The organism is Shewanella psychrophila, from assembly GCF_002005305.1.
Classification (GTDB): domain Bacteria; phylum Pseudomonadota; class Gammaproteobacteria; order Enterobacterales; family Shewanellaceae; genus Shewanella; species Shewanella psychrophila.
Genome location: NZ_CP014782.1, coordinates 829,738 through 854,840, shown reverse-complemented (window position 1 = coordinate 854,840; position 25,103 = coordinate 829,738). Strand labels below are relative to the sequence as shown.

The following is a 25,103-nucleotide window of genomic DNA, read 5'->3' as shown; positions in this document are numbered from 1 at the left end:
AAACGCAGATACCAAACTACTGGCTATTTAAATATTGTGTAGATATCTATAGGGTTAAACCGATCGCGGATAATTGCTTATCCATGATCGGTTTACTTGTGGAGGGTGGAGTTACAAAATACCATGAACAATCTGTTCATTATCCATTGTATATCCTGAACCCGCGCCTGTTGAGAGTGCCATCACACTTTCACCTTGAGTATCGATGATCAAAGGCCCGTCACTATTTTCACCCAATAGACCATTGATTATCTGCTCATCGGTATGACCAAATGCCGCTTTAAGATCCACACCATCGAGAATAATTTGCTGCTCGAAAGTACCATCACCATCGCCATCAATATCAATCGATGTTGAATGGCTGGCATTATCGACACTGAAGTTGAGGTATTTATCGAGATTGCCACTTGTTTCCCCCTGAAGCAGATCGCTTAAATCCAGCTTATCTTCATTGAGATTAAAGTCAGTAATATGATCGCTTCCCTCAGAGCCAGACGATAAAATGAACCTGTCAGCCCCCTCCCCACCACTTAACAGATCATAACCTAGGCCGCCGATCAATATATCCTGACCATCACCGCCAAGCAAAATATCGCTGCCAGCACCACCAAGGAGGACATCATCACCTGCGCCACCATCTAAGACATCGCCGAACACCAGTTTAGTCTGCGCCCCGCCTTCATAAGCCAGATAGACACCAGTATTTTGTGAACCATCGCTCAAGGTGACGGTGAAGGTCACAGCTTGATGAGAGAACACATTACTGTCGTTGTTGTTAAGCATGCTGGTATCTAGGGTAAACCAGAATTCATCACCAGTGGTAAAATCACCTTCGGAAAAGTCAGCTGTAATAACTGAGTTCCCTTCGGATAAGGTGAAAATGTTGCTTATAGGATTCAGGCCGACTGAATCTCCTAAGGCATAATTTTCGATGAAAGCATCGTTATCATTGCCTCCCCTGAGGTCAACACTGACACTGGTTACCGAGAGCGTATCGCTGTTGCTGGCAAATTTAAAGCCTAGCGGATTGTTAACCCTGCTGTTCTCACCCGGCGTCACTATCGCTGTGATCAATGCATCATTTGGCAATACCGAGCCCGCCGTAGAATTGATAATGATATCGCTTTCTGCCGTACCGATAAGCTGTTCACTGTAGTCCAGTTCTACATGGGTCGAATCTTCACCTTGGCCAGTGCTGCCTTTTAAGGTGTAAATGAAACTCGAGTTATCTGTCGGCACTGATAATGTCACTAGGCTGTCACTGAGCGTCACATCGTCGCCTGACACTTGAGTTATACCGGCATTTCCCCCGGCAGTCTTATCACCGTGGAGCAGATATTCGACAGGAATATTGATGGTGGTTCCTTCCGCCAAGTTAGTGATAATATTATTCGAATTCGCATCCAGATTAGCATGGTAATCGATACCTAGGTCTAAGGTCACAGAGGCCGTATCACCGTCACTGTCTTTCACTACGGCGGTGAGTGTCTCCTGTTCATTAAGTACATCACGGTCCACATCGATGGAGTAGCTGTACTCACCGGTCTCGAAGTTAACAGTAAATTTTCCGCCCAGGGCTGTAGTGAATACCTGAACTGGCTTTGAACCATCATATTTATGGGTCACACCATCCACAGAGATGCTTTCTATACGCCCACCATCGGCGCCATATACGACACCAGTGCTATAGCTGCCCTTTATCGTGTCACCCTCGAAATAATTAAGTATGGTGCTAGTGAGATCTTCAGGATTATCCAGTTTCACCGCGTACACTTCATCACCATCGACTTCGGGGTAAGCAACAGGCAGTAGATTATCGAGGCCCGCGTTACCAATACCTATCCCGAATGCAGTCTTATACCCACTGGTTTCCAGATAGTTCTCCCAGGTTGACTGCAAAGTACTGTCAACCTCGTGACCTCTTGAAGGTGAGCCATCAGAAATAAAGTAGAGCAGGCTTTGGTCGGCTCCCTCTGGCAAGGGGCCGCTATTCATCACTTCATTTAATGCTGAATCATAGTAAGTAGCCGCATCAGCGACCAAAGATTCAAGGTAATTGATGGCACCAGCAACATCGTCAATCAACCAACCGGAAGAACTGGCATTGGCATGGAAATTAACAATTTGAATATTCACATTACCGGTATTATCAACTTCATTGATCAACGCCGTTAAAGCGTCGATAGCCACTTCCAGGTAAGTTTGTCCATTACCGACCGGATCGCCCATGCTGCCGGATACATCCAATACTAAAGTCAGGTTAGTTGTGACAATATCGGCACTGGATTGCAGGTTCTGGCTAATATCATTTGTAACGGGTCCATCATCATCTATCTTTACTGTCAGGCTGGCGCTATCACTACTGCCTAGGCTATTAGTTATGGTGTAGTCGAATGACTCACTGGCACTATCGCCATCAGTGCTATTAGCAGTTAGCTTGTATTCATAGTCTCCCGCTCTGTGCTCAGCCGAGTCCTGGCTATATACTGTCAACTCACCTAAGTTAGTCGTCACGGTGATCATACCGTTTATCGCAGTCACTCCTTCAACCTCACTGATATGAGTGGAGCTGCTCACACCTGAGTCATTATCGAGCAAGTTACCTGTAGAGATATTACTGCCGTCGCCGGCATTCGTTCCTGAAGCCAGACCTGATTCGGCAACACTGGCTGAATCGCCGCTCGCCTGTGGGTTAGAGTCTTGATTGATAGTGAGTGTGGCCGGATCGCTGTCACCATCAATATCACTGAGAATATAGCCAAATTCATCAGTGGTCAGTGGGTGTGCGAGCGCGGTTTGTACCGAGGTCAGTGATAGAAAGGTATTGCCAGCAGTAATCACAACATACTGATAAGGCTGACTCGAATTGATGTTCAGTGTGTCACTGCCGGAGAAAGTGCCACTCTCCATCAAATTGCCATCGCTATCATAGGTTGACCATTGACCATAGGCGCTACTTGCGCTTCCCGCCCAGCCATTCAATCCTAACGACACGTCACTGAAGTTTGCCTCTAGATCGATAACCAGGGACTCACCATACTCGATCCACTCATTGATACCGACACCTATCTGCTTGTTATATTGACGGATACCATCGCCATCACCGGTAAGCATCGATGTATTCAGGTCGCCTGAATTTGTGAAGTTTGTGGATGAATTGAAACCATATAACTGCACGCCATTACCGATAAACAGATCGTCAGAATTCATGTTGACGAATTCATTCAGGCTAGATTGATAACTGTAGTTTCCATCTTGGTTCATCACTAATATGCCATCATCAGTGGTAATTGTGATATTGCCATCGGCATCAAAATCAGTGTAACTCGTGCCCTTATATGACACAGAGGAAATGCTCGCCGAATCGGCTCCCAAGATATCAATACCAGCGCCATCGGTGCCGGTAGCCGTAATAACATTACCATGGGCCGTGCCACCAAATCCGATACTGTCGGTATCATCATTGGCAACTGGTGCCGTATCGGCAATATTGACAGTAACCTTGGTCCATGCCGAATTTTCGACTCCGTCTGTTGACTGATAGTAAAAGCTATCTGTCAGGGTATCTTCGCTACTGTGATCTAAGCTGACTGGTGCCTGATAGCTATAACTGCCATCGGGATTAATCGTTACTATGCCACCAAGTGCCGTGGTGAAACTAGCGCCCTGCTCTGTTGCAGTTATTGCGTCGCCACCAAAGCGACTTGTGGCAAGCGAGATAACAGACAAAGAACCTGAGTCATAATTATCATCATTGCCTAACAAGCTGGCCTCATTGAAGTTCATTGACTGACCTTCATGTAAATGGATACTGTCTTCCTGAGTCTCAGGCGGGGTACTCGTTTTAGGCTTCACCGCAAACGCGCCCTCGACACTATCGCCATCGGCATCAGTAATGAGTATATTAAAGTCGATATCACCATCGGAAGTGGGCTTCATATCCTGATACTGATGGAAATCCCATTGCCCGGTACCCGGTGTGAACTCGAGCTTAAAGACCACGACTCCCGAAGTGGTTTGTCCCAACAAGGTATTACCCGATTGAGTGATGTAAATAGCTTCTCCGCTACTAGTCATAAGCGCGGTTTCATCACTCCCGGTCAGTTCGATAGAACCCGCTCCATCAGCCCCCCACTGTGGGGTGACTGTTCCCGACGCATAAGCAATGGGATCGCTTGTTTCTGTGCCCACAAACTCTATCGATTTTATCGTCAGATCACTGTTATCTCCATGTGCAGCCGAGTGACCATTATCGGTTGCCTTGATAATTACAGTGTCGAAACCGCCTTGAAGCACCTCAAAGTTAGCCGCATAATCACCATGAACTGCATCGGATGTAAAAGCTTGCGACGCGACCATTTGACCATCACGGTAAAACTCAACCACGCCAGTCTCGAGCTCACCACCAAACATCTGGCTAAACTCTATGTGCATGCCAAATGCTACGGTACCAGGATCTAAGGTGATAACCACCTCTTCCGAAGCAGTACTGCCGTCTTCAAACTTACGAAATTCAACTTCATTTTTTAAATTGAGGTAGGGAGAACCTGCACTTTGAACACCTATACCTTGGCTGCTGCCGTATAGCGGTCTATCCACCAAAGTGGGATCTGTTGCAGAGGAAAACCCCCTGCCTGTAATGGTGAATCCTTCAAAATCAAGGGAACCACGAGTGCCTCGAGATTGGGTTAAGTCAGTCTCTCCAATTAAAGGGGCTGGAATATCATTAAACACCACTTCAACGGCAGAAACAGCTGTAAACTCAGGGGCATCATCTTCAACAGTGACAGTGAAATTTCCACTCGCAGTGCCGCCATGTCCATCGGAGACATTGACTCCGATGGCTAAGGTTAGTGTATCTTCTGTATTGCCATTGTCATGATCCACAGCTCCCTTCAGGGTCAACTCATAACCCCAATCGCCAGATGAATGACCAGACGGTGGAGTCAAGCTAATGTCTAATATCTCTTGGTAATCACTCTCGCCGAGGGTACCGACATAACCCGATAATGTCTGTGAGTCTGAATTCCACAGCCACTGAATGATTTGCCCATCGGAGGTCACTCCATCAGGACCGGAAAGAATGACATTAAGTGTATCGGCATCAATATCTTGTAAGCTAAACATTCCGGTTGCAGCCACAGAATCAGTTGTATCCGAACTACCCTGATTATCAGCAAGACCAGCGGTTAATCCCTCTTCAGAAACGACTGTATCCGAAGTGAAAATTATCTTTGGATTATCATTATCAGGAGTCACCGTAATCGTCAGACTCGAGTCATTAGTCGTCAGCCCATCGCTCACGGTGTAGTTCACTACAGGGACAATACCATTCCAATCAGTAGCAGGAATAAAGCTGTAGCTACCGTCGCTTTCTATGAGAAATTCACCGCTGGTTAAATTGACGCTAACGCTGCTGCCACCACTGAAATCATAGTTCTGGCCATCAACCGAGAAGCTTTGAATACTTAGCGCCCCCTCAACACTGCTACTGCCTGTAAGCAAGCTACCCGTCGTCATGCCACTGTCTTCTTCAATGGTCAATGTTTCATCAGCATCATCGAATGGATCAGCTTGCGGCGTAACTGTGATGGCTAAACTTGAACTGTCTGTACTTGAGCCATCGGTCAGGCTATAGGTGATCACCGGCACCGCGCCATTATAGTTAGCGGCTGGAGTAAAGGTGTAGTTACCGTCACTGTTCAAGCTAAAGCTACCGACATTGGCGATATTAATATCGCTGCCATCGGCCTGATAGACAGTATTATCACCAGCAATGGTAAAGCTGGTTACTGAAATTTCACCGTCGACGCTGGTACCATCGATAACATTACCGACTATTTCAGGACTGTCTTCTTCAATGCTACGTACTTCATTGTTATCGGTAAAATCATCATTCACTGGCGTAACATTGATGCTTAGAGTTGACGTCTCATCGCTTGAACCAGCAGCACTTGAGCCATCGGTCAGGCTATAGGTGATCACCGGCACCGCACCGTTATAGTTGGCGGCTGGAGTAAAGGTGTAGTTACCGTCACTGTTCAAGCTAAAGCTACCGACATTGGCGATATTAATATCGCTGCCGTCAGCCTGATAGACAGTATTATCACCAGCAATGGTAAAGCTGGTTACTGAAATTTCACCGTCGACGCTGGTACCATCGATAACATTACCGACTATTTCAGGACTGTCTTCTTCAATGCTACGTACTTCATTGTTATCGGTAAAATCATCATTCACTGGCGTAACATTGATGCTTAGAGTTGACGTCTCATCGCTTGAACCAGCAGCACTTGAGCCATCGGTCAGGCTATAGGTGATCACCGGCACCGCACCATTATAGTTAGCGGCTGGAGTAAAGGTGTAGTCGCCCTCACTGTTCAAGCTAAAGCTACCGACATTGGCGATATTAATATCGCTGCCGTCTGCCTGATAGACAGTACTGTCACCGGCAATGGTAAAGCTGGTTACTGTAATTTCACCGTCGACGCTGGTACCATCGATAACATTACCGACTATTTCAGGACTGTCTTCTTCAATGCTACGTACTTCATTGTTATCGGTAAAATCATCATTCACTGGCGTAACATTGATGCTTAGAGTTGACGTCTCATCGCTTGAACCAGCAGCACTTGAGCCATCGGTCAGGCTATAGGTGATCACCGGCACAGCACCGTTATAGTTGGCGGCTGGAGTAAAGGTGTAGTTACCGTCACTGTTCAAGCTAAAGCTACCGACATTGGCGATATTAATATCGCTGCCGTCAGCCTGATAGACAGTATTATCACCAGCAATGGTAAAGCTGGTTACTGAAATTTCACCGTCGACGCTGGTACCATCGATAACATTACCGACTATTTCAGGACTGTCTTCTTCAATGCTACGTACTTCATTGTTATCGGTAAAATCATCATTCACTGGCGTAACATTGATGCTTAGAGTTGACGTCTCATCGCTTGAACCAGCAGCACTTGAGCCATCGGTCAGGCTATAGGTGATCACCGGCACCGCACCATTATAGTTAGCGGCTGGAGTAAAGGTGTAGTCGCCCTCACTGTTCAAGCTAAAGCTACCGACATTGGCGATATTAATATCGCTGCCGTCTGCCTGATAGACAGTACTGTCACCGGCAATGGTAAAGCTGGTTACTGTAATGTCACCGTCGACGCTGGTACCATCGATAACATTACCGACTATTTCAGGACTGTCTTCTTCAATGCTACGTACTTCATTGTTATCGGTAAAATCATCATTCACTGGCGTAACATTGATGCTTAGAGTTGACGTCTCATCGCTTGAACCAGCAGCACTTGAGCCATCGGTCAGGCTATAGGTGATCACCGGCACAACACCGTTATAGTTGGCGGCTGGAGTAAAGGTGTAGTTACCGTCACTGTTCAAGCTAAAGCTACCGACATTGGCGATATTAATATCGCTGCCGTCAGCCTGATAGACAGTATTATCACCAGTAATGGTAAAGCTGGTTACTGAAATTTCACCGTCGACGCTGGTACCATCGATAACATTACCGACTATTTCAGGACTGTCTTCTTCAATGCTACGTACTTCATTGTTATCGGTAAAATCATCATTCACCGGCGTGACATTGATAGTTAAGGTCGAAGTTAAGCCCGAATTCACCGTGTAAGTGATAACTGGCACGGTACCATTCCAACTCTCATTAGGCGTGAAGGTGTAACTACCATCGCTGCTAAGAACTAAGCTGCCATCTTCCAATATGGCCGTGGTGCCAACAATGTATGTGCTACCTTCGACTTCAAAGCTCACTACACTGAGGTCATTATCAATATCGGTGTCGTTATCCAACACATTTCCAGTCGCAACGGTGTCCTCTGCAATAGTATTACTATCATCGGCCAGAATGCTGGCATCATCTACTGGAGTAACGACTATGTTCAATGTCGCACTCAAGCCTGTATTCACTGTATAAGTGATAACTGGTACGGTACCATTCCAACTCTCATTAGGCGTGAAGGTGTAACTACCATCGCTGCTAAGTACTAAGCTGCCATCTTCCAATATGGCCGTGGTGCCAACAATGTATGTGCTACCTTCGACTTCGAAGCTCACTACACTGAGGTCATTATCAATATCAGTGTCGTTATCCAACACATTTCCAATCGCAACAGTGTCCTCTGCAATAGTATTGCCGTCATCTTCCAGAGTGGAGAGCTCATCAACATCACTGCCACCAGCCCCCTTTGTTGCATCAACATTGCCGAGAGTAAGACCAATGGTAGAATAACCAGCCCCAGCAAGGGTTTCATTGCCGGTTCGTCCCACAGAGATGAAGTTACTTCCACCCTCATTATCCAAGCCTGAACCCGCAGCGGTGTCTGGTAACAGAGTTGTAGGGTCTTGTTCGGCTAAAATTAAATCTTGCAGTTGCGCAATCTCTGCAGCATCAGACAAAGCACCACTAACTTCATCATCTTGTGCAGTCTGCCCCTGTTGAGCTTGATGATAAACAGTACCATCGTCATAAACTATGCTGATTTCTGCACTGTCTTCTATGAGGAGAATTGATCCTGACTGGATGCGTTTACCCTGAGTGATATTTTCCACCACATCGTTTACTTCGAGCTTGATCTCACCGCTAGCAAGCAAAACTTCTCCGGATTGCGTAATTACCACTTTTTTCAATTCAATTCTCCAGGATAACAGGCATCAAGCCCGCAACACTTACAACATACTGAAAACACAACTTGTTGTGTCAGTAAAAAAACGGTCGGCATATTACATTTTTAATAGGATTAAGTCAATTTTTGAACAGTTAAAACCGCTACCCCGTCACCATATGTCAGCCACATAAACCAACTATACCCGCATGACTGGTACAAGCGTCTAACTTAATGAAGTGTCTATATAAATCCCACAAAAGAGAACGACATGAAAAGCTATGCACAATGTGTGCATAATTACATCTGGAGACAATATACAATGGGGATTCCCTCCTCATGATCACACCTTGATACATAGGTTGCCAAGAGGTGCACGTCGTGAACGGTTACAGCTTGATATAACGAAAAGAAAGGATAATGAATTCATACTGGTGACACTGTTTCGCGTGGCTGAATTGAAAACAGATAATTGGAGATATAGATTTACACGAGATAAGTAATTATCTCACTCTATCTGAAAGGCTTGTGCTAATGTAACTTTATGTAGTCATTGAATTAAGTTGCAAACAAATATGAGTCACCTTTTTGCTCACCTAGCTCGCATGAAATTAATTCAACGCTGGCCGCTAATGTACAATGTTAGAAGTGAAAATGTGCAAGAACATTCGCTACAAGTCGCTATGGTGGCACATAGCCTAGCTATCATCAGTAATCGCAAGTTCGGTACATCTCTTTCCCCTGACAGAGCGGCTACAGTCGCTATTTTTCATGATGCGAGTGAAATCATTACCGGCGATCTTCCGACCCCAGTAAAGTACTTCAACAAAGAGATAGAATCTGAATACAAAAAAATTGAAGCCATAGCAGAGCAAAGGTTGCTGGAGATGGTTCCGGAAGAATTCAGGGAAGACTATAAAAGCTTATTAGTAAGTGAGCATTCAGATGCCCAATACAAGATTTTAGTCAAATCTGCAGACACTATTTGTGCGTATTTGAAATGCCTTGAGGAACATGGGGCCGGTAACAGTGAATTTAATACTGCCAGAAAACGTTTAGAGCAATCACTTAAAGAAAACCCCGATCCAGCGGTAGAGTATTTTATCGATTGTTTTGTTCCAAGTTTTAACTTAAATTTAGACGATATCAACCAGTTACTCTAATTACTCAGCCTAATTCCAAAGATTTACTAAGGTTAAGGATCACAATGACAGAGTCAGTATGGCATGCCCGACGTTTAACAGAAGATAAGAAACGCAGAAATGATCACCGTAGTCCCTATCAAAGAGATAGGGCACGTATCTTACATTCGGCCGCTTTTAGACGCCTGCAAGCTAAGACCCAAGTGCTAGGAGTCGGCATGAACGATTTCTATCGCACCCGGCTAACTCATTCTCTAGAGGTTTCTCAGATAGGTACTGGTATTCGTGCCCAACTGAAACAGAAGCAGCCTCAATTAGACTACCTGTTTGACTCCATGAGTTTGATCGAATCCCTGTGCTTAGCTCATGACATAGGCCATCCCCCTTATGGCCATGGCGGCGAAGTTGCACTCAATTACATGATGCGGGAACACGGAGGCTTTGAGGGAAATGGCCAAACATTCAGGATCCTCACAGGTCTTGAACCTTATACAGAGTTTTACGGAATGAATCTGTGTCGTAGAACCTTATTGGGGATCTTAAAGTACCCGGCCTCATACTCGAGTCTCCATCGCAGTTCAGCAAGCCTGTCACAAACATTCGCCAACTCAAACCCTCAGAATGGCCGCCAGTTAAAGGCATTTTTGATGATGATATAGATATCTTAAATTGGGTGTTGTCTCCATTATCTGAGAGTGACAGACAAAAATTTCTCTCGCATCAGAATGTCGATGGTCAACAACATATGCGGACGCGCTACAAATCACTAGATTGCTCTATCATGGAGTTAGCCGATGATATTGCCTATGCCGTGCACGATCTCGAAGATGCCATAGTCATGGGAATCGTCAATCCGGATCAATGGCAAATGGATGTGGGTAGTAAACTGTCCTGTAGTGAAGACAATTGGATCAGGGATGAATTTTGTTCAATTGGTACTAAGCTCTTTTCTAACAAGCATCACCTGAGAAAAGATGCCATCGGCACCTTAGTCAATGGGTTCGTCACCGCCATAGATATTCAGATCAATCCCGACTTTGAAGAAAACTTACTACGCTATAATGCAGGTCTAGACAATAATTTCTCCGAAGCGTTGGAGATATTGAAGCAATTTGTATTTAAATATGTGATAAGAAAACCCGAAATTCAGATGCTTGAATACAAAGGTCAGCAGATCGTCATGGAGTTATTCGAGGCATTTGAATCCGATCCAGAGCGGTTATTACCGATAAATACTCAAGAAAGATGGCGCAATAGCACAAACAAGGGCTTGAACAGCCACAGAGTGATTGCTGATTATATCTCTGGCATGACCGATGAGTTTGCAGCAAGACTACACCAGCAACTATTTAGCCCAAATGCAGGCTCCATGATAGAGTTTAATCGAGAGCTCTAAATCCAGTCTGCCTACTATTACCAGCACCTCTCAGCCCTAAACGGGCTGAGTGTTGAAGGCCTTCAACTTAGCCATAATGCTCAAGGTCATGACCAAATGCCATCGACTATACCTAACTAGAACCTAGCAACTCTTCGATTTTTCTTGACATATCAAGCACGCTCAATGGTTTATCAAAAATGGCATCGGTCCCTAACGCATCTGCCAAGATAAGATAGTTACTTCCCCCGACTCGGCCACCGCCTGACATAGCGATGATAGGTATATTAGGACAGTCTTGTTTTAAGCGGGTGATGATCTCAATTCCTTCCACATCCGGCATCACCATATCCGTAATGACAAGAGAAACAGGTAAACTGTATATTAAGTCGAATACTTGGGTAGATTCACCACAGCTGATAAATTGATAATGGCTCAGAAGCATTGACAAGGAGTCAAGTAAGGCCTCAGAAAAATCAACATCATCATCGACTATAAGAATATTTGACATAGCTATCTCCTCTTATGAACTCAATGCCAACACATGGGGTAAGTCGATTGAAAAAGTACTCCCGCATCCTTGCTGACTCCTGCACTCTATCGTGCCGGCATGCTTTTCTATTATCCCGTAGCAAATTGATAATCCTAGCCCGGTACCTAAGCCGACAGGCTTAGTGGTATAGAAAGGTTGGAATATTTTTCGGATCAGTGTACTTGGGATCCCTGCACCTGTGTCACTGACTTCGATCAAGACACGCCCTGAACGACAATGGACATTTATCGATATGACTTTTTCTATCCCCTGAGGCGGGGTTAAAGATTCAAGTTCGATGATGGCATCTTTAGCATTATTGAGTAGATTGGTCAGCACCTGTAATAGCTGAACCTGATTACACAATATTGACTGGCCCTTGTTTTGGATGTTGATAGCCAGTGTAATGGAATGCAATTTCAATTCCGGGGTAATGAGGATCAAGGATTGATCGATAAGCCAATCCACAGCAATGGCTTCCCTTTCTTCAACCTGCTCATTTCGGCTGAACACTTTAAGGTGGTTAATTATTTTACTTATCCGCTCTATTTGAATTAAGTTTTTTTCTAGCATTACATTGATCTTAGGGGCATGTCCCTGAACCAGAAGCATGCAATCTGTGTATAACCTTATCACCCCAAGAGGCTGATTTATTTCATGGGCAATGCCTGCCGACATCTCTCCTATTGAAGAAAGTTTTGCCGATTGTTCCAGCTGTTTATTTGATGTGATTAGCTGCTCATGTATGCTTTCTAATTCTTGATTACGAAGGTTTAATTCCCCTTTGGTTTTCAAGACTTGCTCATTGGTCTGTTTTAATGTGCTATAAAGCTGTTCAATGGCTTGTTTTTTTTCAGACTCTATTTTTCTGCCGTTATCTATGGTCTGCATCATGACCAAAAATTGTCTGGCTAGATCCCCCACTTCATCCTTGGATTTTATCAAGGCGAGTCGTGTCAATAACACTTCATAATTCAGACCGTCATTATCATTAATAGCGTAACGCTTAATCACTTCGTCACTTATGAGCTTGATCTTATTGATAGGGAAAATAAGTTGCCTGGATATGAGCAGATGCATAAAGTAACTCAGCAGCGCGGTTAGAATGACTTCCATTAGGAAGAAGAGAGAAAATAGCCATTCTTTATGAGCATTCTCTTTTAATAGGGCTTCTACCAATTCTGACTTACCGTATAAAGCATCATTGGTAAACTCTCTAATTTGATTCGAATACATAATAAATTCTTGTTGGTATGACTTTCCCTCCCCTCTGAGATTGCTATTAAATGAATGGCTTACAGCCTTAATCAACTGAGATCTCATCAGCTCGAGTACTGGTTCTATCTCTTCCGCTAAAGACTCATCGTTAATAAAGTCGTGCCGCTGCGAAATATACTTAAACTCCACCAGAGCCGACTGAAAGTCTTCGGCCTTAGCCAATAATAATGCATCAAATTCTCGACGATCAAAGAACAGCATCTGATTCAGGCCTTCATTGACCCGAGCAAGATTACTTTCTAAGTTAGACAAGATATTTTTTTGGGTTATGACATCATAAATCAAAATATTACGTGCGCGCTGATCGTTAATAAAGACATACACAGTAATCGCTATGATGAAAATCCCTAAAATATAGACAATGCCAGGTAAAGCAAATTTTTTTGCTATGGGTAAGTCTCTCAGTGATAGGCTTTTAGTTGCAATTATCATAGGTAATGACTACCTCATCTGACATCAAAAACTTGCACTCTATGATTGGCGGTATCGGCAACATAAAGCAATTTATTCGAGCCTATAACGAGACCATGTATATTGCCGAAATCGCCGGGTTCTCGTCCACTTTGACCAAACATATATTGAAATTTGCCACGGCTATTAAATTTTTGTATTCGGTTATTGCCTATCTCTGCCACATACACATTATCTTCAGCGTCTATCGCTAAGCCAGAAGGCTTCCTGAATTGTCCTGGGCCATTCCCTTCACTTCCCCAAAGAAACAGGAATTTACCATTCTCATCGAAAACCTGAATTCGGTGGTTTCCAAGATCAGTAACATAAAGTAAGCCTCGACTGTTATGTTTAATAGCCTCGGGCCTATTTAACTCACCGGGTGCATTACCTTTATGTGAAAAAGTAAATTGAAAGCGTCCCTCTTTATCAAACACGCTGATACGACTATTACCTGCCTCAGGTACATACAAGAAACCATTTTGATGAAAGGTCATAAATTCGGTTTCCTGAGTTTTTCCTTCGACGCTACCATAGCCGCTGTATGTCTGCATATGTTGATAATCGGATGAAAACTTCTCTACATATCCGGTTAAATAATCTGCAACATGTATATTACCATCTTCATCTATAGCTATCCCTTCTGGCTTTCTCAATCCCCCAGTATCCTTAGCCACTCCAAACATAGATACGAAAGTACCGTCTGCCCGGAATACTTGCACATTGCCATTAAGCGCATCGGTAATAAATAAGTTACCATTGCCATCCACAGCGAAATCTTCTACATATTTAAACTGACCAGGCTCTACGCCCTCCTCCCCAAAAATGAAGACAAGCTCGGCATCAACTTTCTCCAGGGAGCAGGCACATAAAATAAAGGTGAGAGTAAGAAAGCCGATTAAATGACAGCAATCTAAAAAACAAATTTGGCGTGGTATCTGAAACTGTGACATAAAATCTTCCATGATATAGGGTCTAGAGTCCTATAAAAATCTTAGTACAAATCCAGTCTAAGGGTTATATATAGCACAACAAAAACGCCGTTCGATTCATTCGAACGGCGTTAAATCAGTTTGGAGTCTTATCGCTGTTCATGGAAACCTGCGTAGGTGATTGCGTAAAACTTAAGTGAATTAAACACACTAAATGGCTAATTCAATAAGTTAGGAAACAAACCTTTAAACCCTGCCACGATCACTTCAATACCAATCGATAACATCAAGAGTCCCATCAAACGGGTTATTACATTAATTCCTGTCTTACCCAAAACTTTATAAATCACGGGCGCAGCTCTGAAAAGCACAAAACTGGTTATACCAAATAATATGACAGTTATAGACATGCCGACATGATTAATGAAGGTATTATTTTCTGCTGCAGAGACAATCACTGAACTAATGGCACCAGGGCCGGCCATTAAAGGTAAGGCCAGAGGCACTACGGCAACTGATTCCATACCCGATGCTTCCCTGCCTTCCTCTTTGTTGCGTTTAACCTCACCCAATTTACCCTGCAACATGGACATCGCAATGATCGAAATCAAGGAGCCGCCAGCTATCCTAAATGCCGAAATAGAGATACTGAACATGTTAAGGATATGCTGACCGGCAAATATGGTCACGAGCAGGATAACGACAACGGCAAAATTGGCAACCTTACCCGTATGATTACGTTCAATATCATTCTGGTGACTCGTTAGGCTCACAAATACAGGCAGTAAACCCACAGGGTTAATGATGGCCACCAAGCCTAAAAAAAACTTAACGTAAAGTGTTAAATCCAATGACGTATCCTCGAGTAGAAATTTCAACTTAAAAATAGACGGCGTTAACGAATTTGTCATCGCCTTGGGGTATAGTTCAGGAGTTTACCCTATGATTTCATCTGGCAAAAATGAGTTTTATTATAATTAAATCCCAGTTCACATAAGATTTATTATCCTGGTTAAACAGATCACTGTTCACCAAACAACAAAACAAGTCGTTAACAATGTAATTAAATTACAACAAGGCTGGAAACTGTGGGTATGATCACGGTTATCAGTAGTATTTCGGTGTAATTTTTCATCATCGAGATGATTTAGCCAAAACTGATTTTGTCTAAATTTTTTCAAGGGAATACAATATGACAGTGACCAATGAGCAAGAACTCAACCTTCTTGTACAGCGAGTTGCAGATGCACAAGCCCAGTATGCAGACTTTAGCCAGAAACGAGTCGATATCATCTTTAGAGCTGCAGCCTTAGCAGCGGCCGATGCACGAATATCTCTAGCTAAGATGGCAGCAACAGAAACTGGTATGGGCGTAATTGAGGATAAAGTGATCAAGAATCACTTTGCCTCTGAATACATCTATAACAAATATAAGGATGAGAAGACCTGCGGCATATTGGACGAAGACCCCACCTTCGGTACAATAACCATAGCCGAACCAGTTGGTATTATCTGTGGCATAGTCCCCACCACGAACCCAACTTCTACCGCCATCTTCAAGGCGCTTATCAGCCTCAAAACACGTAATGGCATCATCTTCTCACCTCACCCTAGGGCTAAGGCATCGACCACAACCGCTGCACGAATCGTACTGGACGCTGCCATTAAAGCTGGAGCCCCAAAAGATATTATCGGTTGGATAGATGAGCCCAGTGTAGCCCTATCCAATCAATTAATGACCCATGACAAGATAAATCTCATCTTGGCTACCGGTGGACCCGGCATGGTAAAAGCGGCTTACTCTTCAGGCAAACCCGCCATCGGTGTCGGTGCTGGTAACACACCAATAGTGATAGATGAAACCGCTGACATTAAGCGTGCCGTCAGCTCTATCTTGATGTCTAAAACTTTCGATAACGGAGTCGTTTGTGCTTCAGAACAAGCAGTGATAGTAGTCGATGAGATTTATGACACAGTTAAAGACCGATTTGCCCCCCATGGCGGCTACATTCTTACTAAGGATGAATCAAAGGCCATGCAGGGAGTGATACTTAAGAATGGCGGACTCAATGCCGATATTGTCGGACAAAGTGCAGCTAGAATTGCCACCATGGCGGGTATAGATGTCCCCCATTGGACCAAAGTATTGATTGGTGAGGCTAACGATATCAGTGATGCCGAAGCTTTTGCCCATGAAAAACTTTCCCCTTTGCTAGGTATGTACCGAGCCAAGGACTTCAATGAAGCCATGGATAAAGCTGAGGCCTTAGTTACCTTGGGTGGAATAGGACATACCTCAGGCCTATACACAGACCAAGATACACAAGTGGATCGCGTCAAAACTTTTGGTTTTCGAATGAAGACCGCCCGAATTTTGATCAACACGCCAGCCTCCCAAGGCGGGATCGGCGATCTGTACAACTTCAAGCTAGCCCCTTCACTCACCTTAGGCTGTGGCTCATGGGGCGGAAATTCTATCTCTGAAAACGTGGGTCCGAGTCACCTTATTAACAAAAAAATGGTCGCTAAGAGGGCTGAGAACATGTTGTGGCACAAGCTTCCTTCATCTATCTATTTCCGACGTGGTAGCTTGCCTATCGCACTCGAGGAACTGAGTGACAAGAAACGTGCACTGATAGTGACAGACAAGTTTCTGTTTAATAATGGATATTGTGACGAAACCGTCAAGATCCTCAAAGCTCAGGGACTGGAGACTGAGATATTTTATGAAGTAGAAGCAGATCCAACCTTATCCATCGTCAAGCAAGGCGCCAAGATGGCTCATAGTTTCCAACCCGATGTCATCATCGCATTAGGCGGCGGTTCACCTATGGATGCGGCTAAGATTATCTGGGTCATGTATGAGCATCCCGATGTGGATTTTGCCGATCTTGCCCTTAGGTTTATGGATATTCGCAAGCGTATCTACAAATTCCCTAAATTAGGCGTCAAGGCGCAGATGGTAGCAATCCCAACTACCTCAGGCACAGGCTCAGAAGTCACTCCCTTCGCAGTAGTGACTGATGAAGCCACGGGAATGAAGTACCCCATTGCCGATTACCAGTTGACACCTAACATGGCCATCGTGGATCCCAATTTAGTCATGGATATGCCTAAATCCCTAACAGCCTTCGGCGGGATAGATGCGGTTACCCATGCTCTGGAAGCCTATGTCAGTGTCATGGCCAACGAATACAGTGACGGTCAGGCGCTGCAAGCTTTAGATCTGCTATTTAAGCACCTTCCTGATGCTTATAACCATGGCGCCGCGGCCCCCGTAGCGCGCGAGAAGGTACATAACGGCTCAACCATTGCGGGTATTGCTTTTGCCAATGCCTTCCTGGGAGTGTGTCACTCTATGGCTCATAAGCTAGGTGCCGAGTTCCATCTTGCACATGGCTTAGCAAATGCGCTACTCATTAGCAATGTCATACGTTTCAATGCGACAGATATGCCAACGAAACAAGCTGCGTTTAGCCAATACGATCGACCTAAGGCACTGTGCCGTTATGCAAAAATTGCCGAGTATCTCAACTTAAGTGGAACCAGTGATGAAGAGAAAGTTGAAGCTTTACTTGAAAAAATCAATGAACTCAAGGAGACGATTGGCATTCCAGCTTCAATCCAAGAAGCAGGTGTCAACGAAGCCGACTTCCTAGCAAAAATAGATGAGTTAGCCGAAGATGCATTCGACGATCAATGCACTGGCGCAAACCCAAGGTATCCCTTGATTGCAGAGCTAAAACAGATACTCCTCGACAGCTTCTATGGCAAAGCCTATAGCGACGACTGAGGAATATTTACTTTTAAAACAGAAGATTATTGAATATTAAGCCGATTATACACTTTATGTACGTAATCGGCTTTTCTATAGGAATTAGGTACAACAAGACATAGAGCACAAAATTTATTCCACCTGATAACCCACCAAATAAAAGCTCACTATTAGTGATATTCACTACATTATGCAGACAAATGCATGACTTATTACATCTATCGCAGCCAAGCAGATTTAAACACTAAACAACATTGATTTTTAAGCAAAAGTAGAGGCTAACCTTAGGTAGAAAAGACCATAAACACTTGCTAGGATGCAACTTAAGTCTTACAAAATGTTTGCAACGGCGTTTAAGACTTCCTCATAGATGAAGGACAAACTCCTTTGTTAGCAGGTAATTTATCAGGAGCAGTATCAAATGGATTTAAAGCATATTCTCAATATAAAAGTTAAAACGTGTCTATTCATCATTCTATTTACCTTTCTTAGCGCTTGCGCATCAACAAAAAAGGAAACTATCCCAGATATCACACTCAAGTCAGGCGTAAAATATGAACTGACCTCTTTCGATTTCGATCTTGTCACCTCGCGCAACGTACCAGGTTTTTTAAATCAGCAGCAGACTCAACAAATTATGTTGCAACAATTTGAGATGTCTTTAGCTAAGGAAGGCATTTTAGCCGAAGCTGATGATAAAAATGCAGTAAAGATAGCAGTGATTATTGATTATCGTAGGCACTATTTTGGCGAAGACACCCCCTTTCCTATGGATAAAGTGTCTTCCCCCTATTTTTTCTATAGGATCAACATCTTGCATAACAGCACAGTTAAGCCTTATATCCGCTCGAAAGAAAGAAGGATAGCTAACATGCACCTTTACGGCATCGAGTTTATCGGTTCACCTAAAAACATAGCCGATGATATCAACTTCTCCCTCAGCGTTGCTAATGATGTCGCTAAAGGCTTAATAGAAAAAACACCTGAATCCACTGACTACGTAGAAAATACCGATATACAGGGTAAATACCAGAGCAAAATTCAGTCTTTATTAGCTGGTTTTGAACAAGAGCGCCAAGATCCCGCTTACCTTGAAGAGAAATATATTTCCGAGCAATATATTCAAGCCTTCATATCACGTCTCCAAGATCAGGACATAGATGAGCGTATTGAGGCTTATGAAGAGATACAAAAAGTGTGGTACAACGATAAAGAATCCTTCGATATCATAACCAAACGTCTCATGGGCTTATATAAAAATGAACTTAGCTCATCTCAGCTAGATGAAGCAGAAGCCGCAGTTGAGGCGCTCGCATCATCTGGCTTACTCAGCTATAAACGCACCTTGGAGGAGATCAGTCATCATGCTAAGTCTGAAGATTTACGTGAAGTTGCCACTGATAATATAGAGACTCTGGATAACCGACACGCTCAGGCTTTACTTATCCATCGCCCTTTGCCTGAAAATATTGACATGACTTGGCAGCAAAAGCAGCTATACAATATGATCCAGTCAAATGACTTCTATTTACAGAAAATTGGCGTTAAGCGTATTTATCGAGAATATCCTAACAATGAATTACTACTTGATGCATTAAGCGATAATCTCGATGCTGCTACACGACAAGGTTATCGTGCCGATCTCAGCGCTGATTATCATGCATGGATCTGTCGAGTATTAGGTATGTCAGAAATGACCAAGTATAAGGCTAAGTTAGATTACATCACTAACCACGCCAGTAATAAGAAAGTGCGGAATTTTGCCGAAAAATTTGCTGATGAGTTAGATATTTAAATATGTGTGATTAGACTAGAAAGGTTGCCCTAGTCTCCTAGGGCAACTCTTTTTATACCGCTTTAGCTTTCTGTTTAATGCGATAAGCATGCAACAAGGGCTCAGTGTAACCAGAAGGCTGCTCTTTTCCTTTAAACACCAGATCAAGCGCGGCGTTAAAGGCGATACCACTGAAATCAGGCGCCATGTTGTGATAGTGAGCATCACCGATATTTTGCTTATCGACAACTGCGGCCATTCTCTCCATAGAAGCGGTAACTTGCTCTTCGGTACAGATATTATGCTCCAGCCAATTGGCAATATATTGTGATGATATTCTTAAGGTGGCCCTGTCTTCCATTAAGCCCACGTTATTGATATCGGGCACTTTCGAACAGCCGACGCCATGATCAATCCAACGTACCACGTAACCCAGTATTCCCTGGGCATTGTTGTCTAGTTCACGCTGGATCTGATCATCTGTTAAGTTATCAGTTAACAGCGGGATGGTCAGAATGTCATCTAATTTAGCATGGGCTCGTTTTGATAACTCCTGCTGTTTCTCGGCGACATTGACTTGATGATAATGAGTCGAATGCAGTATGGCACCATTTGGAGAAGGTACCCATGCAGTATTAGCCCCCGCATTGGGATGAGCAGATTTTTGTGCAAGCATAGACGCCATCTCATCTGGCATGGCCCACATTCCCTTACCAATCTGAGCTCGTCCAGGTAAGCCACATGCCAGACCGACATCAACATTCCAATCCTCATAGGCATTGATCCAGGCTTGTTGCTTCATCTGTGTTTTAGGCACAAAGGGGCCAGCAAGCATAGAAGTATGAATTTCATCACCTGTCCTATCGAGAAATCCGGTGTTGATAAACACCACTCTCTCTTTCGCCACACGAATACATTCTTTTAAGTTTACTGTTGTCCTGCGCTCTTCATCCATAATCCCGAGTTTAATGGTATTTCTGGACAGAGCCAGCGCATCTTCGATTCGGGTAAACAGCTCACAGGTAAACGCCACTTCTTCAGGTCCGTGCATCTTAGGTTTAACGATATTAATTGAGCCCGATCGGCTATTGGTACGCTGCTTATTGTTGCCCTTAAGATCATGCAGTGCCGCTAGCACAGATACCATGCCATCGAGGATCCCCTCGTACACTTCATCGCCCGCCTTGTCTAAAATGGCATCATTGGTCATCAAGTGACCGACATTACGGATAAACAGCAGGCTTCGGCCAGGTAAAGTAAACTCCCTTCCCTGGGTATCTAAATAACGACGATCTAGATTAAGCTCTCGGGTAATAGTCTTACCGCCTTTGCTAAGTTGAGCGGTCAAATCACCTTTCATCAAGCCCAACCAGTTCCGATAAACCTCACACTTATCTTCGGCATCAACGGCAGCCACAGAGTCTTCACAATCCATGATGGTGGTTACTGCGGCTTCTACCAGTAAGTCTTTCATACCAGCCAAATCTGTCTTACCGATGGCGTGATTCCTATCTATCTGGATCTCCACATGCAGGCCATTATTCTTGAGCAAGATGGCATGGGGCGCTATCTGGTTACCCAGATAGCCCTGCAATTTTTCAGGCTGTTTAAGCTGAGTATCTGTTCCATCCCTTAGGGTGATGATTAGCTGGTTTTGATCAATTTGATAATGGCTTGCTTCGCTATGGCTACCTATCGCTAGAGGAGCCAGTTGATCTAAATGTTGTTTAGCAAAGGCTATCACCTTGCTACCACGTATCGGATTAAAGCAACTACCAATCTCGGCGCCCCCTTCTTCACTGATGGCATCAGTGCCATAGAGGGCATCGTATAAACTGCCCCAACGCGCATTAGCAGCATTGAGGGCGAAACGGGCGTTTTTAACCGGGACGACAAGCTGAGGTCCCGCCTGCTGTGCAATTTCGATGTCTACATTTTCTGTGGTGATAGTAAAATCACCACCTTCGGGGACGAGATAACCTATCTCTTGTAGGAATGCTTTGTAAGCCAGAGGATCATGAAGGTTATTTTCTGTATGCCACTGGTCAATCTGCACTTGTAAATCATCTCGGCGAGCGAGTAAACTTCTATTCTTCGGCGTTAGATCATCAATAATTGATTCAAGTGAGCTCCAAAAACGGTCCGATGAGATTCCTGTTCCGGGAATGATCTGCTCATTAACTAACTCAAACAATGAAGTCGCGACCTGTAAATCGCCAACTTGAATACGTGATGTCATATTTTTCCCTTCCGATAGGTGTCATTGATTGAATAGGTAGCGCCTGTCTCTACTGTCAACACTAAACCAGTGTTGAAACTCACTCTATTAATAGAGGTGTTAATCAGTTTATCCAGCCTAATTTTATATAACTAATTTATCGTAATTATAGTTACCATTCACAGAAGTTATATCATAACGCTAACAACTGAGCACTCATCTTACTAAAAAAGAAACTAATAGTTAATAACCTCATACCGTTTAGAACCTATCAATGATCCTGGCTGTTTCGGTGATGAGTTCTCTCATCCATCTGTGAGCCGGATTATGTTGCAGTAAAGGACTCCACGCCATGGTCAACTCTATTGGGGGGATATCAAATGGCGGAGTCACTATGCTGACCCGGGTGTTATCTTGCTGTAGCCTGGCCATCTTACTGGGTACTGTGGCAATCAAATCCTGTCTCTCAGCCAATGAACTGGCCGCTTGATAATTACGGGTAAATACTGTGATACGTCGTTTTGCATCAATTTTTGCTAGGGCTTCATCTACCCAGCCCAGGCGTTGAACATCATCGGGATCCATACCGACACCGACTCCCATGCCTGTTTTACTCACCCACACATGGTGAGATTTAAGGTAGTTGTTTAGATTGAAGTCCTTGAGCACAGGGTGGTTACGGTTAATGAGACAACTAAATGTATCTTTCCAAAGTACTTTTTGATGAAAGGATTGTGGTATTTCATCAAAGCGGTTAATCGCCATATCCACTCTACCCTGTTCCACATCGGCGAAATTGACGTCGCTTGGTGTCATGATATCCAAAATGACTTTCGGTGCTTCATTACGCAGGCGAGCAATGAGCAAAGGGATAAGGGTAGACTCAGCATAATCTGACGCCATCATGCGAAACACTTGTTCACTCTCTAATGCATTGAACTCAGCTTTGGGTTGTACTGCTTTCTCTAGGCCTATCAAGAGCTCACGGATCACTGGTTTTAGTTCACTTGCCCTCTCTGTAGGTGTCATTCCCTTACTTGTACGTATAAGTAGCGGGTCATCAAACAAAATACGCAGTCTTTTAAGCCCATTGCTCATGGCCGGTTGGCTAATACCCAACTGATCTGCAGCACGCGTGACATTCAACTCCCTGAGTAGAACATCAAAATAAACCAATAGATTCAGGTCAATACGAGATATATTCATAAAACAAATACCGAAGATAAATACTATAAATTAGACTAATTTGACTCGATATTACTATTATTTTTAACGGAAGCAATCGTTATTAAACACATTTTTGTAGGAAGGGACTTACCATGTCAAATTACAGAACAGATATTGATACTGCAGCAAGCTTAATAGAGAACGAAGGTAGTGCCTGGAATGCAATCAACCCTGAGTCTGTAGCTCGTATGCGTGCTCAGAACCAATTTAAGACGGGTTTAGACATAGCTAAGTACACAGCTAAGATTATGCGTGAAGACATGGCTAACTACGATTCAGATAGCTCACAGTACACTCAGTCTTTAGGATGCTGGCACGGTTTTATTGGCCAACAGAAGATGATTGCGATTAAAAAGCATCTACTGACCACTAAGCGACGTTACCTCTATCTTTCAGGTTGGATGGTTGCCGCCCTACGCAGCGAATTCGGTCCACTACCCGACCAGTCGATGCATGAGAAGACATCTGTGGCCAGTCTGATTGCCGAGCTTTATACCTTCCTTCGCCAAGCTGATGCTCGTGAGTTAGGTGGCCTATTCCGTGAACTTGATAAGGCCGATGCTGCCGATAAAGCCGCAGTGCAGGATAAAATCGATAATTTCGAGACCCATGTTGTACCTATCATTGCCGATATCGACGCAGGTTTTGGTAACGAAGAAGCCACTTATTTGATGGCTAAGCAAATGATTGAAGCCGGTGCTTGTTGTATTCAACTTGAGAACCAGGTTTCTGATGTGAAGCAATGTGGTCACCAAGACGGCAAGGTAACGGTTCCTCATGTTGAGTTTTTAGCCAAGATAAATGCTGTACGTTACGCTTTCTTAGAACTTGGCATAGATGACGGCGTTATCGTGGCACGTACCGATTCTCTCGGTGCGGGTCTAACACAGAAGATTGCGGTAACAGCAGAGCCTGGTGACTTGGGTGACAAGTACAACTCTTTCATCGAAGTAGAAGAAGTAACTACTGGTAACTTAGAAAATGGAGATGTGGTCTTTAAGCGTGGCGACAAGCTGGTTAAGCCTTCACGTTTGCCTAATGGCCTGTTTAAGTTCCGTGCCGGTACTGGTGAAGAACGTTGTGTGCTCGACTGTATCACCAGTCTTCAAAACGGTGCTGATTTACTGTGGATTGAGACAGAGAAGCCTCATGTGGCTCAAATCGGCGCTATGGTAAATGCCATTCGTGAAGTTGTGCCAAATGCTAAGCTGGTTTACAACAACTCGCCATCATTCAACTGGACACTCAACTTCCGTCAGCAGATTTTTGATGCGATGAAAGAAGAAGGTAAAGATGTTTCGGCTTATAATCGCGCAGATCTAATGAGCATAGATTACGATGAGACCGAGCTTGCAGTTCAGGCAGACGAGAAAATCCGTACCTTCCAGGCTGACTCAGCCCGTGAAGCAGGTATCTTCCATCACCTGATCACGTTACCGACTTACCACACGGCCGCATTGTCTACCGACAACTTGGCGAAAGAGTACTTCGGTGATCAAGGCATGCTAGGTTATGTGGCGAATGTTCAGCGCAAAGAGATACGCCAGGGTATTGCCTGTGTAAAGCACCAGAACATGGCAGGTTCCGATATGGGTGACGCTCACAAGGAGTACTTCTCCGGTGATCAGGCGTTGAAGGCATCGGGTAAAGACAACACCATGAACCAGTTCGGCTAATGCCCTACTCAACTCCCTTACGGCATCCATAATGCGAGATAAGGGAAACAAAAAACCGAAGTCATATGACTTCGGTTTTTCCTGT

At 44.1% G+C, this 25,103-nt stretch carries 11 protein-coding genes and 1 pseudogene; 5 read left to right on the top strand and 7 right to left on the bottom strand.

Going from position 1 to position 25,103, the window contains the following annotated elements:
- Positions 1-111 precede the first annotated feature (111 nt).
- Positions 112-8,655, bottom strand: a complete 8,544-nt coding sequence (locus sps_RS03800) for a retention module-containing protein (RefSeq protein ID WP_237158088.1) — start codon at positions 8,653-8,655, stop codon at positions 112-114.
- 559 nt (positions 8,656-9,214) lie between these two features.
- Here sps_RS03800 and yfbR point away from each other — a divergent pair.
- Positions 9,215-9,802 carry a 5'-deoxynucleotidase gene (gene yfbR / locus sps_RS03795; RefSeq protein WP_077751313.1) on the top strand — a complete coding sequence of 196 codons (588 nt, stop codon included), beginning with the start codon at positions 9,215-9,217 and terminating at the stop codon, positions 9,800-9,802.
- 44 nt (positions 9,803-9,846) lie between these two features.
- Positions 9,847-11,177, top strand: a pseudogene (locus sps_RS03790) (anti-phage deoxyguanosine triphosphatase).
- Positions 11,178-11,289: 112 nt separating this feature from the next.
- Here sps_RS03790 and sps_RS03785 read toward each other — a convergent pair.
- The 4 genes from sps_RS03785 to sps_RS03770 all read right to left on the bottom strand — a co-directional run bounded on the left by sps_RS03785 (position 11,290) and on the right by sps_RS03770 (position 15,199).
- On the bottom strand, positions 11,290-11,667 hold the full coding sequence (locus sps_RS03785) for a response regulator (protein ID WP_077751312.1): 378 nt from the start codon (positions 11,665-11,667) through the stop codon (positions 11,290-11,292).
- Between the two features lie 12 nt (positions 11,668-11,679).
- The gene (locus sps_RS03780; protein WP_077751311.1) at positions 11,680-13,398 is read right to left on the bottom strand and encodes a sensor histidine kinase; all 1,719 of its coding nucleotides are present in this window, start codon (positions 13,396-13,398) and stop codon (positions 11,680-11,682) included.
- A 14-nt stretch (positions 13,399-13,412) separates the two neighbouring features.
- Positions 13,413-14,369, bottom strand: coding sequence for a 6-bladed beta-propeller (locus tag sps_RS03775; RefSeq protein ID WP_169915672.1), 957 nt, complete (start codon positions 14,367-14,369; stop codon positions 13,413-13,415).
- Between the two features lie 197 nt (positions 14,370-14,566).
- The gene (locus tag sps_RS03770) at positions 14,567-15,199 is read right to left on the bottom strand and encodes a YchE family NAAT transporter (RefSeq protein ID WP_077751309.1); all 633 of its coding nucleotides are present in this window, start codon (positions 15,197-15,199) and stop codon (positions 14,567-14,569) included.
- A 341-nt stretch (positions 15,200-15,540) separates the two neighbouring features.
- Here sps_RS03770 and adhE point away from each other — a divergent pair, with 341 nt between their 5' ends.
- Complete coding sequence (gene adhE, locus sps_RS03765; protein ID WP_077751308.1) at positions 15,541-18,141, top strand: bifunctional acetaldehyde-CoA/alcohol dehydrogenase; 2,601 nt, start codon at positions 15,541-15,543, stop codon at positions 18,139-18,141.
- Positions 18,142-18,544: 403 nt separating this feature from the next.
- Entirely contained in the window at positions 18,545-19,918 is a 1,374-nt protein-coding gene (locus sps_RS03760; protein WP_077751307.1) for a hypothetical protein, read from the top strand.
- A 52-nt stretch (positions 19,919-19,970) separates the two neighbouring features.
- On the opposite strand, the gene sps_RS03755 is transcribed toward sps_RS03760, so the two are convergent.
- Positions 19,971-22,136: a malate synthase G gene (locus sps_RS03755; RefSeq protein ID WP_077751306.1), complete on the bottom strand. Its 2,166-nt coding sequence runs from the start codon at positions 22,134-22,136 to the stop codon at positions 19,971-19,973.
- Between the two features lie 240 nt (positions 22,137-22,376).
- Positions 22,377-23,321, bottom strand: a complete 945-nt coding sequence (locus sps_RS03750) for a LysR family transcriptional regulator (RefSeq protein WP_077751305.1) — start codon at positions 23,319-23,321, stop codon at positions 22,377-22,379.
- A 113-nt stretch (positions 23,322-23,434) separates the two neighbouring features.
- Here sps_RS03750 and sps_RS03745 point away from each other — a divergent pair, with 113 nt between their 5' ends.
- Positions 23,435-25,018, top strand: a complete 1,584-nt coding sequence (locus sps_RS03745) for an isocitrate lyase (RefSeq protein ID WP_077751304.1) — start codon at positions 23,435-23,437, stop codon at positions 25,016-25,018.
- Positions 25,019-25,103: the final 85 nt, after the last annotated feature.

Coding starts and splice junctions, on each gene's coding strand:
- yfbR (WP_077751313.1), top strand. CDS start 9,215: ATGAGTCACCTTTTTGCTCACCTAGCTCGCATGAAATTAATTCAACGC.
- sps_RS03785 (WP_077751312.1), bottom strand. CDS start 11,667: ATGTCAAATATTCTTATAGTCGATGATGATGTTGATTTTTCTGAGGCC.
- sps_RS03780 (WP_077751311.1), bottom strand. CDS start 13,398: ATGATAATTGCAACTAAAAGCCTATCACTGAGAGACTTACCCATAGCA.
- sps_RS03775 (WP_169915672.1), bottom strand. CDS start 14,369: ATGTCACAGTTTCAGATACCACGCCAAATTTGTTTTTTAGATTGCTGT.
- adhE (WP_077751308.1), top strand. CDS start 15,541: ATGACAGTGACCAATGAGCAAGAACTCAACCTTCTTGTACAGCGAGTT.
- sps_RS03760 (WP_077751307.1), top strand. CDS start 18,545: ATGGATTTAAAGCATATTCTCAATATAAAAGTTAAAACGTGTCTATTC.
- sps_RS03755 (WP_077751306.1), bottom strand. CDS start 22,136: ATGACATCACGTATTCAAGTTGGCGATTTACAGGTCGCGACTTCATTG.
- sps_RS03750 (WP_077751305.1), bottom strand. CDS start 23,321: ATGAATATATCTCGTATTGACCTGAATCTATTGGTTTATTTTGATGTT.
- sps_RS03745 (WP_077751304.1), top strand. CDS start 23,435: ATGTCAAATTACAGAACAGATATTGATACTGCAGCAAGCTTAATAGAG.